The sequence below is a fragment of the Pseudomonas sp. NPDC090203 genome (genome assembly GCF_044746765.1).
In the GTDB taxonomy this organism is placed as follows: Bacteria; Pseudomonadota; Gammaproteobacteria; order Pseudomonadales; family Pseudomonadaceae; genus Aquipseudomonas; species Aquipseudomonas putida_AD.
On record NZ_JBIVCV010000006.1, the window covers coordinates 314,802 to 330,157 of the forward strand.

General features: G+C 60.1%; 15 protein-coding genes. 1 reads left to right on the top strand and 14 read right to left on the bottom strand.

Annotated elements, in window-relative coordinates; genetic code table 11:
- Nucleotides 1–15: 15 nt before the first annotated feature.
- The 12 genes from fliG to ACIPO9_RS13265 all read right to left on the bottom strand — a co-directional run bounded on the left by fliG (nucleotide 16) and on the right by ACIPO9_RS13265 (nucleotide 12,905).
- Complete coding sequence (gene fliG, locus ACIPO9_RS13210) at nucleotides 16–1,032, bottom strand: flagellar motor switch protein FliG (RefSeq protein WP_274132374.1); 1,017 nt, start codon at nucleotides 1,030–1,032, stop codon at nucleotides 16–18.
- Nucleotides 1,025–2,800 (bottom strand): flagellar basal-body MS-ring/collar protein FliF, encoded by a 1,776-nt coding sequence (fliF, locus tag ACIPO9_RS13215; protein WP_274132373.1) that lies wholly within the window; start codon nucleotides 2,798–2,800, stop codon nucleotides 1,025–1,027. The genes fliG and fliF overlap by 8 nt, the downstream gene beginning before the upstream one ends.
- A 14-nt stretch (nucleotides 2,801–2,814) precedes the next feature.
- Nucleotides 2,815–3,144, bottom strand: coding sequence for a flagellar hook-basal body complex protein FliE (gene fliE / locus ACIPO9_RS13220; RefSeq protein WP_274132372.1), 330 nt, complete (start codon nucleotides 3,142–3,144; stop codon nucleotides 2,815–2,817).
- A 281-nt stretch (nucleotides 3,145–3,425) separates the two neighbouring features.
- Nucleotides 3,426–4,853 carry a sigma-54 dependent transcriptional regulator gene (locus ACIPO9_RS13225; protein ID WP_274132371.1) on the bottom strand — a complete coding sequence of 476 codons (1,428 nt, stop codon included), beginning with the start codon at nucleotides 4,851–4,853 and terminating at the stop codon, nucleotides 3,426–3,428.
- Nucleotides 4,850–6,091: a sensor histidine kinase gene (locus tag ACIPO9_RS13230; RefSeq protein ID WP_400609736.1), complete on the bottom strand. Its 1,242-nt coding sequence runs from the start codon at nucleotides 6,089–6,091 to the stop codon at nucleotides 4,850–4,852. Before ACIPO9_RS13230 ends, ACIPO9_RS13225 begins: the two co-directional genes overlap by 4 nt.
- 122 nt (nucleotides 6,092–6,213) lie before the next feature.
- On the bottom strand, nucleotides 6,214–7,689 hold the full coding sequence (gene fleQ, locus ACIPO9_RS13235; protein ID WP_274132370.1) for a transcriptional regulator FleQ: 1,476 nt from the start codon (nucleotides 7,687–7,689) through the stop codon (nucleotides 6,214–6,216).
- Between the two features lie 170 nt (nucleotides 7,690–7,859).
- Entirely contained in the window at nucleotides 7,860–8,156 is a 297-nt protein-coding gene (gene fliT, locus ACIPO9_RS13240) for a flagellar protein FliT (protein WP_274132369.1), read from the bottom strand.
- A gap of 12 nt (nucleotides 8,157–8,168) precedes the next feature.
- Entirely contained in the window at nucleotides 8,169–8,564 is a 396-nt protein-coding gene (gene fliS / locus ACIPO9_RS13245) for a flagellar export chaperone FliS (protein WP_274132368.1), read from the bottom strand.
- A gap of 121 nt (nucleotides 8,565–8,685) precedes the next feature.
- Entirely contained in the window at nucleotides 8,686–10,110 is a 1,425-nt protein-coding gene (fliD, locus tag ACIPO9_RS13250) for a flagellar filament capping protein FliD (protein ID WP_400781360.1), read from the bottom strand.
- Nucleotides 10,111–10,187: 77 nt separating this feature from the next.
- Nucleotides 10,188–10,571, bottom strand: a complete 384-nt coding sequence (locus tag ACIPO9_RS13255; protein WP_274132366.1) for a flagellar protein FlaG — start codon at nucleotides 10,569–10,571, stop codon at nucleotides 10,188–10,190.
- A gap of 72 nt (nucleotides 10,572–10,643) precedes the next feature.
- Nucleotides 10,644–11,492 (bottom strand): flagellin domain-containing protein, encoded by an 849-nt coding sequence (locus ACIPO9_RS13260; protein ID WP_274132365.1) that lies wholly within the window; start codon nucleotides 11,490–11,492, stop codon nucleotides 10,644–10,646.
- A gap of 282 nt (nucleotides 11,493–11,774) precedes the next feature.
- Entirely contained in the window at nucleotides 11,775–12,905 is a 1,131-nt protein-coding gene (locus ACIPO9_RS13265) for a flagellin (protein ID WP_400781362.1), read from the bottom strand.
- Nucleotides 12,906–13,326: 421 nt separating this feature from the next.
- Between ACIPO9_RS13265 and ACIPO9_RS13270 the strand changes: the two genes are divergently transcribed.
- Nucleotides 13,327–13,725, top strand: a complete 399-nt coding sequence (locus tag ACIPO9_RS13270; RefSeq protein WP_400781365.1) for a hypothetical protein — start codon at nucleotides 13,327–13,329, stop codon at nucleotides 13,723–13,725.
- Nucleotides 13,726–13,780: 55 nt separating this feature from the next.
- On the opposite strand, the gene ACIPO9_RS13275 is transcribed toward ACIPO9_RS13270, so the two are convergent.
- The gene (locus ACIPO9_RS13275; RefSeq protein WP_400609747.1) at nucleotides 13,781–14,032 is read right to left on the bottom strand and encodes a hypothetical protein; all 252 of its coding nucleotides are present in this window, start codon (nucleotides 14,030–14,032) and stop codon (nucleotides 13,781–13,783) included.
- The gene (locus ACIPO9_RS13280; protein ID WP_400781367.1) at nucleotides 14,029–15,324 is read right to left on the bottom strand and encodes a motility associated factor glycosyltransferase family protein; all 1,296 of its coding nucleotides are present in this window, start codon (nucleotides 15,322–15,324) and stop codon (nucleotides 14,029–14,031) included. The genes ACIPO9_RS13275 and ACIPO9_RS13280 overlap by 4 nt, the downstream gene beginning before the upstream one ends.
- Nucleotides 15,325–15,356: the final 32 nt, after the last annotated feature.

Sequence of the window (15,356 nt, forward strand, 5' to 3'; positions counted from 1 at the left end):
CGACTGCACCTGCTGTTAAATCATTTCCTCGCCACCTTTGCCGCCGAGAACGATCTCCCCGGCCTCCGCCATACGACGGGCAATGGTGAGGATCTCTTTCTGTGCAGTTTCCACGTCGCTGACGCGAACCGGGCCCTTGGCTTCCAGGTCGTCGCGCAGCAATTCGGCGGCACGCTTGGACATGTTCTTGAAAATCTTTTCCTTGATGGCGTCGTCCGAACCCTTGAGGGCCAGCACCAGCACATCGGAAGACACTTCGCGCAGCAAGGCCTGGATGCCACGGTCGTCGACATCGGCCAGGTTGTTGAAGACGAACATGAGGTCTTCGATCTGGGTCGAGAGGTCTTCGTCCACTTCGCGGATCGAATCCATGAGCTGGCCTTCGACCGAACTGTCGAGGAAGTTCATGATGTCCGCAGCACGCTTGATCCCGCCCAGGGTGGTACGCGAGGTGTTGGCGTTGCCCGAGAACTGCTTCTCGAGAATCTGGTTCAATTCCTTGAGCGCCGCAGGCTGCACGGTATTCAACGACGAGACGCGCAGGATGATGTCCAGACGCACCTTGTGGTCGAAATGGCCCAGCACTTCACCGGCCTGGTCGGCGTCCAGATACGCGACGACGATGGCCTGGATCTGCGGGTGCTCGTAACGAATGACGTCGGCGACCGCGCGCGGTTCCATCCACTTCAGGCTGTCCAGACCGCTGGTGTTGCCACCCAGCAGGATGCGGTCGATCAGGCCGTTGGCCTTGTCCTCGCCCAGCGCCTGGGTGAGCATCTTGCGGATGTAGCCGTCCGAGCCTATGCCGACGCCGGTCTGGTCACCGACCAGATCGACGAACTCGCCCATCACCTGCTCGACCTGCTCGCGGTGCACACTGCGCATCTGCGCCATGGCCACGCCCACACGCTGGACCTCCTTGGGCCCCATGTGACGCAGAACCTGCGCGGCGTCCGTCTCACCCAGGGTGAGCAGCAGGATCGCGGCCTTGTCAACGCGGGTCAATTTGACCGCTGCACGAGTCTCACTCATCTGTGTTGATCCACTCTTTTACGACCTGAGCCACACGGGCCGGGTCTTCGGCCACCAGGCTCTTGATTGCGTTGAGCTGCGCGTCATAACCCTCGGTAGGGCTAGGCAGCAGGATGCTTTGCGGACCGCCAAGGCTCACGCGGTCATTGGCCAGCTCGCCGTCCAGGCCGACCATGCCGCCCAGTTCCACGTCACCGTCGGCATGCTTGCCTTTGGGATTGGTGATGTTGTTGAGCACCGGACGCAGCACGCCGAACACCAGCACCAGGATGAAGATCACGCCCATCGCCTGTTTGACGATGTCCCAGAACCACGGCTGCTGATAGAAGGCAATGTCCGGGATCACTTCGCCACGCTCGGTGGAGAACGGCACGTTGATCACGCTGACGCTGTCGCCACGGGCGGCATCGAAGCCCACCGCATCCTGCACCAGGCGAGTGAAGCGCGCCAACTGGTCGGCGGTCCACGGCACGGTGGTGGTTTCACCATTGGCCGGGTTGACCTTGACCTGATCGTCCACCACTACCGCAACCGACAGGCGATTGATCTTGCCCTGCTGCTGCTTGGTGTGGCTGATGGAACGGTCCAGCTCGAAGTTCTTGGTCGACTGGTTACGCTTGTCCGACGGGTACGGCGCGAGCATTGGCTGGCCGGTGGCCGGGTCCATGATCTGCTGACCGTTAGCGTCCAGCAGTGGCTGGCCAGGGGCAATCGGGCCTGCGGCACCGGCTGCACCACCACCGGTGGTCTGCGGCGCGGTGGCCGGGCCAGGTGGCTGGTTGCTCAGGGCACCGGGCACGCCTTGCGGACCGCTGCTGCTGGAGCGTTGTTCGTTGGTGGTCTGCTCGCTGCGCAGTGCAGGCTGATCGGGGTTGAAGCTTTCGGCAGTGGACTCCACGGCGCTGAAGTCAACGTCGGCCGACACTTCCGCCTTGTAGCGATCATTGCCCAGCACCGGTTGCAGGATGTTCTGCACACGCTGGGTCAGCATGCCTTCCATGCGACGGGTGTAGTCGAATTGCTTGCCGGCCATGGTCAGTTCGGAATTTTCCGCCTGATCGGACAGCAGGTTGCCTTTCTGGTCGACCACGGTGACCTGGGACTTGGTCAGCTCGGGAACGCTGGTCGCCACCAGATTGACGATCGCGGCTACCTGCCCGGGCTCCAGGGTACGGCCGGCGTACATCTCGACCAGCACCGAAGCGGTAGGTTTGCGATCGTCACGCACGAACACCGAACTCTTCGGGATCGCCAGGTGCACGCGGGCGGCCTTGATGTTGTTCAGGGCAGAAATGGTACGCGCAAGCTCGCCTTCCAGGCCGCGACGATAACGGGTCGCTTCCATGAACTGGCTGGTGCCCAGGCCCTGGTCCTTGTCGAGGATCTCGAAGCCGACGTTGCCGTCGTTCTGCGCGATGCCAGCACCGGCCAGCTTGATGCGGGCACGGGACAGGTCTTCGGACTTGACCAGCAAGGCGCCGGAGTTGGGCTCGACGGTGTACGGGATGTCAGCCTGGGCCAGGGTATCCATCACCTGCTTGGTGTCCATGCCCGACAGGCTGCCATACAGCGGCTTGTAGTCCGGCTGTTGCGACCAGAGCACGACGGCAAAACCAATCGCCACGCTGGCCGCCAGACCGACCATGAGGCCAACCTGCCGCAGCATGGTCATCTCGGAAAGATTTTGCAGGAACGCCAGGCCGAACATCGGCTTGCTTCCTGTCGCACCCGCTTTTGCGGGCACGTTATCGGCGACGGCTTCAGCCATGACTTAAATCGTCCTCAAACCGGCATTTGCATGATGTCTTGGTACGCCTGCACAAGCTTGTTGCGTACTTGGGTCAGCGCCTGGAACGACACGCTGGCTTTCTGCGAGGAAATCATCACGTCGGTGAGATCCACGCCGCTCTTGCCCATCTCGAAGGCGGTGGCCAGCTGGTTGGAGGCCTGCTGCGTGTCATTGACCTTGTTCACGGCCATGCCGAGCATGTCGGAAAAGCTGGTCGCACCCGCCTGCTGCGGGGCATCGATGGCCTTAGGCTTGGCCATTGCGTCCATCTGCATGGAACGCATGTCCAACATCAAGCGATTAAATTCAACACCCTGGCTCATGGACTTCTCTCTTAAAAGGGCCGCAAATTTTTGACACCGATTCAGCGGTTACCCATGTAGTAGCAACAACAATGCCAGACCAATAGAGGCACTGTGCCAGCTTTTCATGAAAGTATTTGGGTGGTTACAAAACGAAAAAGCTCACGCAAGCCAGCGCCGATTTCACGCCACAAATACGGACGTTGCAGGAGCGCGCTTGCCCGCGAACGCACTCTGCCAGGCGGCAGATATCTGGCTGGCACAAGGCGGTCGCGGGCAAGCGCGCTCCTACAGGTTCTGCGTCAGGATGCGAACAGATACCCTTCGACATCCATTCCCGCATCACGCATCTGCGCCAGCTTGTAGCGCAAGGTACGCGGGCTGATACCCAGGCGTTCGGCGGCTTCCTTGCGGCGGCCGCGCTCGGCGCGCAGGGTGTCGATGATCATCTGGAACTCCCGGCGGCGCAGATCTTCCCCCAGCGCACCGGCCATTTCACCGCCCGCCGCTTCCGGCGACGATTCCATGACACCCGGCGTTGTCGGCAGCGTCGGCAAAACCTGAAGGGCCGGCGCTGCGAGTGGCGCCGATGCAAAGCTCACGGGACCGGCCAGGCAGAAGTCCTCGGCCTGGATCACCCCGCCCTGCTGCAGAATCAGCGCCCGCTGCACGGCGTTGTCCAGTTCGCGCACGTTGCCTGGCCAGCTGTACCCGACCAGACACTTTTGCGCTTCGGGCGACAGGCTCACCGGGGCGTGCTTCATTTTATTGACGTGCTTGGCCAGCAGACGCTCGGCCAGCGGCAGAATGTCGGCAGGACGCTGACGCAGCGACTGCCAGGCCAGCGGGAACACCGACAGACGATAGAACAGGTCTTCGCGGAAGCGCCCTGCCGCCACCTCCCCCGCCAGGTCGCGGTTGGTGGTGGCCAGCACGCGAATGTCCAGCTCGATGGGCTTGCGCGCACCGACCCGCTCCACTTCCCGCTCCTGCAACACCCGCAGCAGCTTGGCCTGCAGGCCCATGGGCATTTCGGAAATTTCGTCGAGCAGAATGGTACCACCATCGGCCTGTTCGAACTTGCCCGGCTGGGCGGCGATGGCGCCGGTAAAGGAGCCTTTCTCGTGGCCGAACAGGGTGGCTTCGAGCATGTTGTCCGGGATTGCCGCGCAGTTGATGGCAATGAACGGCTTGCCTGCCCGCGGTGACTGCTGGTGAATGAAGCGCGCCAGCACTTCCTTGCCGGTTCCCGACTCGCCGGAAATCAGCACGGTGGAATCACTTTTGGCAACCCGGCTTGCCAGGTTGAGCAACTGGACGCTGGCAGGCTCGACCGCAATCGGCCCCTCGCCATCGGCAGGCCCCAGGCGCCCCAGCGCATGCCGGGCCACCAGCGCCAGCAGCGCCTTGGGCTCGAATGGCTTGACCAGGTAGTCGGCAGCGCCCTGACGCATCGCGTCCACGGCTCGATCCACCGAGCCATGAGCGGTCATCAACAGCACCGGCAACTGCGGATAGCGGCTGCGCAACTGGCTGAGCAACTGATGGCCGTCCATGCCCGGCATGTTGACGTCACTGACCACCAGGTTGAACGAGGCTTGCCCTGCTGCCAGCAAAGCTTCCTCGGCCGAGCCGACGGCCTGGTAATCGTGGCCGGCCAGCGCCAGGGTTTCGCCCAGGGCCTCGCGCAGAGAATGGTCGTCCTCGACCAGCAACACCTTGATCGTCATGATGGGTTCTCCACTCCAGCCACTGCACCGCCGGTGCCTGGAACCAGCGGCAAGGAAACGATGGCACAGGTGCCCCGCCCCGGACGCGAGCGAAATTGCACCTGCCCCTGATGTGCCCGGGCGACCGCCGTGACCACCGCCAGCCCCAGGCCCGTGCCCGTGGTCTTGGTGGTAAAGAAGGGTTCGCCGATACGGGCGAGCGCGGCGGCGTCGATGCCGCTGCCGTTGTCACTGATGCACAGCCGCAGCGTCGCGCCGCGACTGTAGGCATGGACCTTGATACGCGATGCCCCGGCACTGGCCTGCACCGCGTTTTCGATCAGATTGAGCAACGCCCCCACTAGCGTGTCGCGGTTGCACAGCAACTCGCCGTCGAGGCTGTCGCACTGCCAGCGCACCGCCGCATCGCGTACATGGGTCTGGGCCGCCGACTCCAGCGCGCCGAGCAGACCCGCGGGGCTTACGCGGTCGGTCAAGGGCAATTCGCCACGGGCGAACACCAGCATGTCGCGCACCTGGTGCTCCAGCTCATGCAGGCGCTCTTTCAAGCGGCCGGCGAAGCGCTGCTGGGTTTCGGTATTCAGGGCCTGCTCAGTCAGGTGGCTGGCGTAGATCATGGCCGCCGACAACGGCGTACGGATCTGATGGGCAAGGGATGCGACCATCCGCCCCAGCGACGACAGGCGCTCATGGCGGGCCAGCTGGCTTTGCAGATGACGGGTTTCAGTCAGGTCGTTGAGCAGCACCAACTGGCCGGGCTCGGCGTCCAGGGAGCGGGTGGAGATCGACAGGCGACGCCCGTCTTTCAGGGAGATTTCATGACCGTCGTCTTCGCGAGGCGCGAAACAACGTGCGATGACATGGCGCCACAGCATGCCGATCAACGGCTCACCCAACAGGTCCAGCGCCGCGGGATTGGCCTCGCGCACCATGCCGTGGGCGTCAATGACGATCACGCCACCTGGCAGCAGGTCCAGCAGGTTCTGCAAACGATTGGCCAGGCGCTCTTTTTCCGCCAGTTCCTGCATGCGCTGGGCACTGACCACCGCCAGCTCACCCTTGAGCTCGGTGACCCGCGCTTCCAGCAGGCTGTAGGAATCCGTCAATTGCGCCGACATCTGGTTAAACAGGGCGAATGCCTGCTCCAACCCTTGTCGACTTTCCAATTCCGGGGACGGCTGCACTTGCAAACCCGCTGTCGTGGCAGGTTTGGAAGACATCGGAGCGGCCTGGGACATAAATGATCTCTCGCGTGGCGAACCGTCAGTTAAACGGTATGTTGCAAGAGACTTAGCAATCCTCGTGCCGAAAAAAAACCGCTGAAAAATCAGCGGTTTATTTTTGACGCGTCAATCGGGTGTCAGTCGTCGCCCTGATCATCGCCCTCGCGACGGCTCATGCCGTACTTGCGCATCTTCTCCACAAGCGTGGTACGACGGATACGCAAGCGTTCGGCTGCCCGTGCGACGATCCCGTTGGCATCGTCCAGCGCCTGCTGGATCAGGCCCTGCTCCAGACCACCGAGGTAGTCCTTCAGGTCCAGGCCTTCGGGCGGCAACATGGCGCTGTTGGCGAAGTTGGGCGTGTGGCCGTTGATGGCGACGCGCTCTTCCAGGTCGCTGCGCAGGCTATCGACCAGTTGCTCGTCTTCGTCGTCGACGTAGCGGAATTTCTTCGGCAGTTCAGCGACACCGATCACGCCGTACGGGTGCATGATCGCCATGCGCTCCACCAGGTTGGCCAGCTCGCGAACGTTGCCCGGCCAGCCGTGACGGCACAGCGACATGATCGCCGCCGAATTGAACCGGATCGAGCCGCGCTTCTCGTGCTCCATACGCGAGATCAGCTCGTTCATCAGCAGCGGGATGTCTTCCACGCGCTCACGCAACGGCGCCATCTCGATCGGGAACACGTTCAGGCGGTAGTACAGGTCTTCACGGAAACCGCCGGTCTCGATCATGTCTTCGAGATTCTTGTGGGTGGCCGCGATGATCCGCACATCGACGCTCTGGGTCTTGTTGCTGCCCACGCGCTCGAAGGTGCGCTCCTGCAATACGCGCAGCAGCTTGACCTGCATCGGCAACGGCATGTCACCGATTTCATCGAGAAACAGCGTGCCACCGTTGGCCAGCTCGAAACGCCCTGCCCGGCTGGTGATCGCACCGGTGAAGGCGCCCTTCTCGTGGCCGAACAGTTCGCTTTCCAGAAGCTCGGCCGGGATCGCGCCGCAGTTGACCGGCACGAAGGGCGCGTCACGCCGCTTGGAATGGTAATGCAGGTTGCGCGCGACCACTTCCTTGCCCGTGCCCGACTCGCCCAGGATCAGCACGCTGGCGTCGGTGTCCGCCACCTGCTGCATCATCTGGCGTACGTGCTGGATGGCACGGCTGGTGCCGACCAGGCTGCGGAACAGGTTGGGTTCGCGCTGGCGACCGCGCTCGCGGGCCTGATCGTACATCTCGCGATAGACCTGGGCACGGTGCAGGGAATCCAGCAGCTTGCTGTAGCTGGGGGGCATTTCGACGGTGGACAACACGCGCCGACGCAAGTCCTCGGCCAGGTCGACCGAAGAATTTTCGCCCATCAGCAGGACAGGAAGGAACTCATCCCACGCAGCGATGGTCTTAAGCAGCCCCTGGAGACTGCCCGGGGCGTTCACGGTGCCAACCAGCACGCAAAGGACTTCCCGAGTGGACGCCAGAGCGCCTACCACTTGCTGCCAGTCAGTGCTGGAGCAGGACAGGTTCTCATCGCCGAGGAAATTCAGAATGACCGCCATGTCACGGCGGCGCTGGCTATCGTCATCGATTAGCAGAATCTTGATTTCACGCCACATGCAATAGCAACTTCCCTAGTCAACTCGATGCCCGCTCAGGGGCAAGCTTGGCTCTGTATGGGGTGCGATCAACGCCACACAAACCAGAAATTAGTGAACATCACTAGTTAAGTCAAAAAACCGTACACAGTCAATTTTATGGCGCACAATTTTTTCGATCAACCTAAGCGTCAACCAAACAGATGGTATACCTTTGCGGCGCTTTTCGCTCGCTGGATCTGTGACATTTCATCGACAATTGCCTGACGCTCTTCCACCGCAACGTCTATCAACTGGCGGTACACACCCAGCAGCTCTTCCAGATTGCTGCGCAACTGCGGCTCATCGTCGTTGGCCTCGCGGATGACCTCGTCAACGCAGGCCCGGCAGGCCAGATCGAGCTTGCCGATGGCCTCCCAGTCACGTTCGGCCAGGGCACCGACCAGAGCTTCGCGGGTTTCTTCGATTCGCTTGAGTGCAGCACTCATGGTGATTTCCTCTTACAGGACAGGTGGCTGATCGCCAATGGCGTCCCAACCTTCCTTCACGGTAGTCAACAATCCGCTGACTTCATCGAGAATTTTAGGGTCAGTCTTGATATTGGCTTCGGCCAGACGCTTCATCATGTAGACGTACAGGTTGTCGACATGCGCCAGTTGTTCGGCCTGCTTCTCCATGTCGAGCCCTTCGCGAAGGCCGCCGACGATCTCGATGGCCTTGCCGATCAGCACGCCCTTGGAGGGAATGTCCTTGCGCTCGATGGCACCCTTGGCCTGGGCGATGCGGTCAAGACCCGCTTCCATCAGCATCTGCACCAGACGGTGCGGTGTCGCGACGGCGGTCTGCGCGTGTGAATTGACCTTCTGATACTGCCGAAGGGCTGCCATCCGGTTCATGTACTTACCTCACACCACTTGAAGTTTCTATATTCAGGATATCGACGAGGCCTTGAGAAACTTTAGGCCCAGATGCCAAAAACCCGGCACTTTGGCCGGGTCCTGGTTTATCAGTCAAGCATCAGCTGGATTTCTGCGCATTCAACGAATCGAAGAACGAAGTAATGCTGGAAGCCGAGGCCTTCAACTGCCCCACCACCAGGTCCATCGCGTTGTATTTGGCGGTCAGCGTCGCGGTCAGGTTGGTCACGCGCAAGTCCAGAGCCGCCTGCTGATCCTGCAGATCGCTCTGCTGGGTGTTCAGGCTGCTCTTGCGGGTGTCGAACATGCCGCCGGTCTGGGTGTAGGGCGTCAGCGCGGCGTTCATGCGTGCGACCAGGCCGTTGCTGTCGGTGGTGCCGCTGAACAGCTGCTGCACGTCACCGGCCAGGCCCTTGTCCATCGCCGCCTTGAACTGGGTGTCATTGAGCGACAGCGTACCGTCGGTCTGCGAAGTGGTGATACCCAACTGCGCCAGCACCGACAGGTCACCAGCGGCACCGGTGGTCACCAGTTCGTTGCGCATGGCGGTCAGGATCGAACGCGGCATCGAGTCGCCGGTCAGCGCAGCCGGGGTCACAGTGGCGCCGGTGGTGGGATCGGGCGTGGAACTGATCGTCGCCTTGGTCACGCTGGACACGGCGGCAACCACTGCGTTGTAGGCAGTGATGAAGGTTTGCAGCGAGGTTTTCAGGCCGTCGGTGTTGGTCGCGACGTTGACGGTGGAAGTGCCTTTGGCCACCAGGGTCATGGTCACGCCACCCAGGGTCGAATCCAGGGTGTTGCTCTTGCTGGTCACCGGCAGACCGTTGATGGTCAGCGACGCGTCCACGGCCTGAGCGCCGATGTAACCGGCCGAGCTTCCCGAGGTCGAATCGAGCTTGGTGTTGGCATTGATCGTGAAGCCTGCGATATCACTGGTGGTGGTGATATCGGAGCCGGCACCGGTGGTGGTCGAACCCAGCACCAGACGCGAACCGTTGGCGTCGGTGATGATGTTCGCACTGATCTTGGTGCTGTCGGTATCGGCGTTGATCTGCTTGACCACCGAGGCCAGGGTGGCGCCGGCAGGAATGGTGTAGCTGGTGGAAATGCCATTTTGAGTGATGGTCAGGTTACCACTCGGAATGGCACTGGCAGTGCCGCCGGAAAAGGCAGCGGTGGCGACGCTGGAACTGGTCGCGATATTGCCGACTTCAACGGTGTAGTTGCCTGGCACCGCATTGTTGTCGGAGGTGACGGTCAGCTTGGTTTCGTCGGACGACTTGGCCGCATAGCCGTTGAATGACGGGTTCTTCGCGTCAGAAAGGCCTTTGAGGGCTGTCTGAAATGCAGACACCGCCGACTGCAGGGTACCGATCCCGGACAGTTTGGTAGTGACCAGCTTGGTCTGCGTGGTGATCTGCGTCTGCTTGGCCAGCTTGTCGGAAGCGACCAGGGCATTGACGATATCGCCAATTGCCAGGCCCGATCCGAGACCGGTGGATGGAGTGATTGGACTAGCCATGTGTGTCTCCCTTCAGTTTGAGTCGGTCTTTTGACTAAGTCACCGTTCAAAAGTACCGCGTTCACGTTTCATGCCACTTACACTTTTGCGTCGAACAACAAGCTGTGAGCGTTCTGCAGGCTGTCGGCGATCTTCAGCGCCTCTGCAGAGGGCAATTGCCGCACGACTTCGCCGGTTTCACTGGCAATCACTTTAACGACGACCTTGCCCGAAGCCTCATCTATCGAGAACTCCAGATTGCGGCGCACCGACTGAACGAACTTTTCGATTTCCTGGACTGCGGCTTTCAATGCGTCGGGATCACTTTCGGAATGCGAGTCTTTACTTGTTTGCGCGTCGGCCTTGGCGGTGTCAGGCACCGGGGTGACGGCTTTTTGAGGGGTGACAGCAGGCTTGTCCGCGACCGCAGGCAGGGGTTGTACAGCAGCGTAAGACTGATTGAGCTTGGCGGTCATGTCCATGTCTACTACCTCTCAACGTAAAAAGGCGGAAGAGTACGCAAGCACACTCCTCCGCCAAAACTCATTCCGATATTACTGAAGCAGTTTCAGTACAGCGGATGGCAGTTGGTTAGCCTGGGCCAGAACAGCGGTGGAAGCCTGTTGCAGAGTCTGCTGCTTGGTCAAGTTAGCGGTTTCAGCTGCGAAGTCGGTGTCTTGTACACGGCCTTGTGCAGCAGTGGTGTTTTCCACGATGTTCTGCAGGTTGGAGATGGTGCTGGTCAGACGGTTTTGCGCAGCACCCAGGTCAGCACGGGTTGCACCGATGTTGGCGATTGCCAGGTCGATGGCAGTGATGGCCTTGTCGATGTTGCCGCTGAAGTTGGCGCTGGTACCGGAAATCGAGATGGTACCGCTGCCAGCCGACAGGGATGCGGAGTCAAACTTGCTGCTCAGCACGATGTCGATGTGGTTGGCGGAGCCAGTGTCAGCACCGACTTGCAGGGTCATGGTGCCAGCCGAGCCGTCCAGCAGGTTCTTGCCGTTCAGGTTGGTCGAACCTGCGGTACGGTCCAGTTCCGATTGCATCTGCACGAATTCTTTTTGCAGAGCGTCACGGTCAGCCGAGCTGTTGGTACCGTTACGGGCTTGAACAGCCAGTTCACGCATACGTTGCAGAATGTTGGTCGATTCTTGCAGAGCGCCTTCAGCGGTCTGAGCGATCGAGATACCGTCGTTGGCGTTCTTGATAGCTACAGTCTGACCACGGATTTGCGAAGTTTCGCGAGTGGCGATCTGCAGGCCAGCGGCGTCGTCTTTTGCGCTGTTGATTTTCAGGCCCGAGGACAGACGGGTCATGGAAGTCGACAGAGCGTCAGAAGCGCGGCTCAGGTTTTTCTGAACGGCCAGGGAAGTGGTGTTGGTAGCAACGGTTAAAGCCATGATGAATTCCTCGTTGGTTGGGTGCTGCGGCTATCCGGCCCTGGCAACCGCCGGGTGTGGCCTAGAGAACCTTCGTAATGTTTATCGTCGTATCTGCAAGGAGCTTTAGGGGCTTTTGAAAATTTTTTGCCACCAGAGCGCCACCCCTGCTTTTTTGACGGGGGTTACACAGCGTTTCGGCGCAACCCTGGAAAGCTTTAATCACGCAAGCAACGCGTTGATTTCTCGGGCCTTGAAGCCGCGCACGGCGTGCGTCGTGCGCGGATCCTGCTTTTGAGATGGTTACTGGAGCAGCTTGAGGACAGCCGACGGCAGCTGGTTGGCCTGGGCCAGGATGGCGGTCGAGGCTTGTTGCAGGGTTTGTTGTTTGGTGAGTTCGGCGGTTTCGGCGGCGAAGTCGACGTCCTGGATTTGCCCTCTGGAAGCCTCGGCGTTCTTCACCATGTTCTGGAGGTTTTCCATCGCACTGGCCATCCGGTTCTGGTTGGCACCGAGGTCTGCACGAGCGGCATTGATTTTACTGATAGCGAGGTCAATCACCGTGACGGTGTATTCAATGTTCTCGATACGCGCAGCTTTGTTGAGGGCGCCGTCTGACGCCTTGGCGTCCCCTACGACCTTTTCAGCGTCAGATAACTTCTTGCGTGCAGTATCCAGGGTGTCGATATCGGTCTGGACAGGAGCAGCGATAGCCGCAAACGCCGCTTCCGCAGCAGTCAGTTCTGTTTTCGCAGTATCAACCGCGTCGGTCATCGCCTGGGTTACGCTATCGGAAATGAGCCGAAAACCTGAGCCATCGATAGACAAAGGGGTGTAGTCCCCTTTCACTATGGCCTTCGACCCTGAAGATGTAGCGTCCGCCGGTACAGCAGCTCGATCCTCACTCGCAGCCAGGATCGATTCGGAAGCGAAGTCCTGATTGAGCGTGAGACTGATCTTTTCGGTAGCACCAACGTTCGCGCCAATCTGAAAACTTAGCTCCCCCGCACTGCCATCCAACAGTCGAAGCTCTGCACCAAACGTAGTGCCTTTTGCAGAGCGTGATATTTCAGCATTCAGCTTTAAAAACTCGGCATTCAAAGCTGCTCGCTCTTTCGGCCCCTTATCCCCGTTCGCTGCCTGCATGGCCAGGTCTCGCATGCGCTGCAAATTATTCATGGACTGGTCCAGCGCGCCCTCAGCAGTTTGAATAATCGACATCGCGGCTCCTGCGTTGCGCATCGCCACAGTCATACCTCTCACCTGAGTAGTCAGCCGAGACGCCAACTGCATCCCTGCCGCGTCGTCCTTTGCACTGTTGATCCGCAACCCGGACGATAGACGAGTCATCGCTGTGCCTAACGAATCAGAAGACCGGTTCAAGTTACGCTGAACACCCAGTGACGCAATATTGGTATTTACGGTCAAAGCCATTTTGAATTCCCTCGTTGATAGAAACGGCAGGTTTTCAAAAAGCGGGGAAGTCCATTTCGCCCGGAAAACCTACCATTGGCTTATCGACGAGGCGCTAACGGGCTTTAGCCAGTAAAAGTTGAAACGGCATAATCACTCCATATGCCATCACGACAAATGCAGGGGTATTCCAGCCCTCAACCTACGAATATGAAAAGACTTCCTGGAATAAATGATAAGAACAAAAATAATTTTAACAACCCGATTCATTACCGCTTGTGAAAGCCCATTACGCCCAGAAGCTTTCGCCGAACAGGCTCCAACCGAGAACCTTCCTACAACGTCCTGGGAAATGGCTGTCTTTCCTTCGCCAGCAGAACCGGCTTACGTGAAATCGCAGGCCAAATAACGAGACACCATTTATTAACCCAGAGGAAGGCATATGAACACCACGACACTTTTATTCATCACAACACTATCCGTTGCAGTGACTGCGACGCACGCCACTGCAACGGAAGTAATGGTAGAAGTACAAAACCTGTCTTCGGAAACGATAAGAACCTACGCTTCGGGGTTTCCGAAAATCCTTTCACCAGGGCAAAGCGAGTCCGTCACTCTGAACTTTCCAGACCACACGAGCGACGTCAATATCACTTACACCGGAGCATCTGGAAAGTCTTGCAACTTTCGTGGATGGCACAAATATTACGGAGGCAACACCACAAAATGGGACGCCAGTTCGACAGGCTCGGAAAGCTACAATATCTGCGGGGCAGTACGCTCGGTGAGCAGGTGGTCCTCACCTTTCAATTACCGCCTGCGTTTCTGGATGACTGACTGATACTCCACGTCATCTCGAGGGCTGGCCAGGCTGGCCAGCCCTCATCCCGAAGACCTCACACAATCGCCACCAGTTCATACTCCAGAGCATCCGCCACAGCTAGCCAATCCTGGCATTCCTGGCTCTGCAGTATCGCGCTCATGATCCGGGCCAGATGTGCCTGATCCTCTGGCGGGCGGGCCGAAAATAGCGGCATCGCCGCATCGATCACATCCACCATTTTCAATGCCCCTTCGATATCCCGCCCCAGCCGGAACAGGTGCGCGCAGTGGACGGCGTCTTCGATGATTTGGGTCCGGGAGGTCATGGCGCGGTCCAGTCTGGGTCGAATTCGGTGCCGGCGATCAGTGCGCCGTCGCGGCTGGTGTTGAGGAATTTCACCTCGGGATGGAGTGTGATGTAGCGCTCGAGTTCGATCAGGTAGCTACGGAAATTGAGCTGGGTCTTGACCTTGTTGCCGCGCCCGTCACGGACCCAGTGTTTGGCGATGCTCATTTCGGGGCCCAGTTCGCCGTCCTGCCAGCCGGTGTGGGTCCTGTCGCCGGGAAAGGCGAAGTCGGCGCCGAACAGGGTGATGCGGGCGGCGCCCATCTTCACCGCCAGGTCGATGGCCGGATGGATGACGCTCCCCGCGGCGAGCAATTGCGCCTTGGGGATGTCCTGGCGAATGGCGGTGTACATGGGGCTCGCCGAGTAACCGACGTAGCGCGGGCCCTGCCAGGCGCTGAGCAGCTCGGCGTCGAGCCGCGGCAGGTAGACCAGCGCGACGTTTGCGCTGGCTTCGGGGGGCAAATGACGCTGGGTGATGTTGTGATCGATACTGACCACCAGATCCGGCCGAATACCGTGGCGGCTCAGCGGGACCAGCGCCGTGTCAACGCATATCAACAGCGGCCGCTCGGTCGAATCGCTGATGAGTTTCAGCCGTGGCAAATGCTGTTGCAGGCTTGGCCCGGTGGCGATCACGAAGACGTCGCGTCCGGGCGCGGTGCCAAACAGTTCGCCCACATCGGTGTCGCTGCGCAGCAGTGCCCTGCCCTGCTCCAGCCGCGCGATGTTGTCGGGGTGGTCGGCTGCGAACTCGCGGTTGTTGAAGCTCAGGTGGATCTCGCTCACCAATCGGTCCCGGATCCGCGCGCTGCTGTCTTCGGCCAGCACCAGCTCGGCGGGGAGCGCGAAGAACGGCAATTGAATTTCAGCGTGCCCGTCGGCATAGGCCAGGCTCACACGGGGATCTGTGAGCCAGTCATCCTGTTCCAGCAGGCGCAGCACCAGGGCGAAGATCGCGCCGTTGAGGATGTGCAGGTGCAGGTTTTGCAGCGTGGAGGACGCCAGCAGGACGCGCTGCAGATCCCCAAGCCCTGTGCCATACACATGGATCTCGGCGCTGTCGGCGGGCAGGCTCGCCGCCTGCAACCGCGCCTCGGCAACCCGGTCGTGGCGGCTGGTGAGCTGAATGCCGGCGATGCTCAGGGTCGAGCCCTGGCCTTCGAGCAGTTGCGCGGGCACTGCATCGGCATCTTCAGCCGACAACCGCTGAGCGACCTGGGGCCAGCGCTGTTCGATGATCGCGAAGTTGCGCTGGAAAATCTCGCTCATGCGCGCGGTCCTTGGCAAACGATGGAAATAAA

Bases quoted from the DNA above. Each gene is read 5' to 3' on its own strand.
- ACIPO9_RS13260 (WP_274132365.1), bottom strand. From the start codon at position 11,492: ATGGCTTTAACCGTTGCTACCAACACCACTTCCCTGGCCGTTCAGAAA.
- ACIPO9_RS13255 (WP_274132366.1), bottom strand. From the start codon at position 10,571: ATGGACATGACCGCCAAGCTCAATCAGTCTTACGCTGCTGTACAACCC.
- fliE (WP_274132372.1), bottom strand. From the start codon at position 3,144: ATGAGCCAGGGTGTTGAATTTAATCGCTTGATGTTGGACATGCGTTCC.
- fliF (WP_274132373.1), bottom strand. From the start codon at position 2,800: ATGGCTGAAGCCGTCGCCGATAACGTGCCCGCAAAAGCGGGTGCGACA.
- ACIPO9_RS13265 (WP_400781362.1), bottom strand. From the start codon at position 12,905: ATGGCTTTGACCGTAAATACCAATATTGCGTCACTGGGTGTTCAGCGT.
- fliG (WP_274132374.1), bottom strand. From the start codon at position 1,032: ATGAGTGAGACTCGTGCAGCGGTCAAATTGACCCGCGTTGACAAGGCC.
- fliD (WP_400781360.1), bottom strand. From the start codon at position 10,110: ATGGCTAGTCCAATCACTCCATCCACCGGTCTCGGATCGGGCCTGGCA.
- fliS (WP_274132368.1), bottom strand. From the start codon at position 8,564: ATGAACCGGATGGCAGCCCTTCGGCAGTATCAGAAGGTCAATTCACAC.
- fleQ (WP_274132370.1), bottom strand. From the start codon at position 7,689: ATGTGGCGTGAAATCAAGATTCTGCTAATCGATGACGATAGCCAGCGC.
- ACIPO9_RS13230 (WP_400609736.1), bottom strand. From the start codon at position 6,091: ATGTCCCAGGCCGCTCCGATGTCTTCCAAACCTGCCACGACAGCGGGT.
- ACIPO9_RS13280 (WP_400781367.1), bottom strand. From the start codon at position 15,324: ATGAGCGAGATTTTCCAGCGCAACTTCGCGATCATCGAACAGCGCTGG.
- ACIPO9_RS13225 (WP_274132371.1), bottom strand. From the start codon at position 4,853: ATGACGATCAAGGTGTTGCTGGTCGAGGACGACCATTCTCTGCGCGAG.
- fliT (WP_274132369.1), bottom strand. From the start codon at position 8,156: ATGAGTGCTGCACTCAAGCGAATCGAAGAAACCCGCGAAGCTCTGGTC.
- ACIPO9_RS13275 (WP_400609747.1), bottom strand. From the start codon at position 14,032: ATGACCTCCCGGACCCAAATCATCGAAGACGCCGTCCACTGCGCGCAC.
- ACIPO9_RS13270 (WP_400781365.1), top strand. From the start codon at position 13,327: ATGAACACCACGACACTTTTATTCATCACAACACTATCCGTTGCAGTG.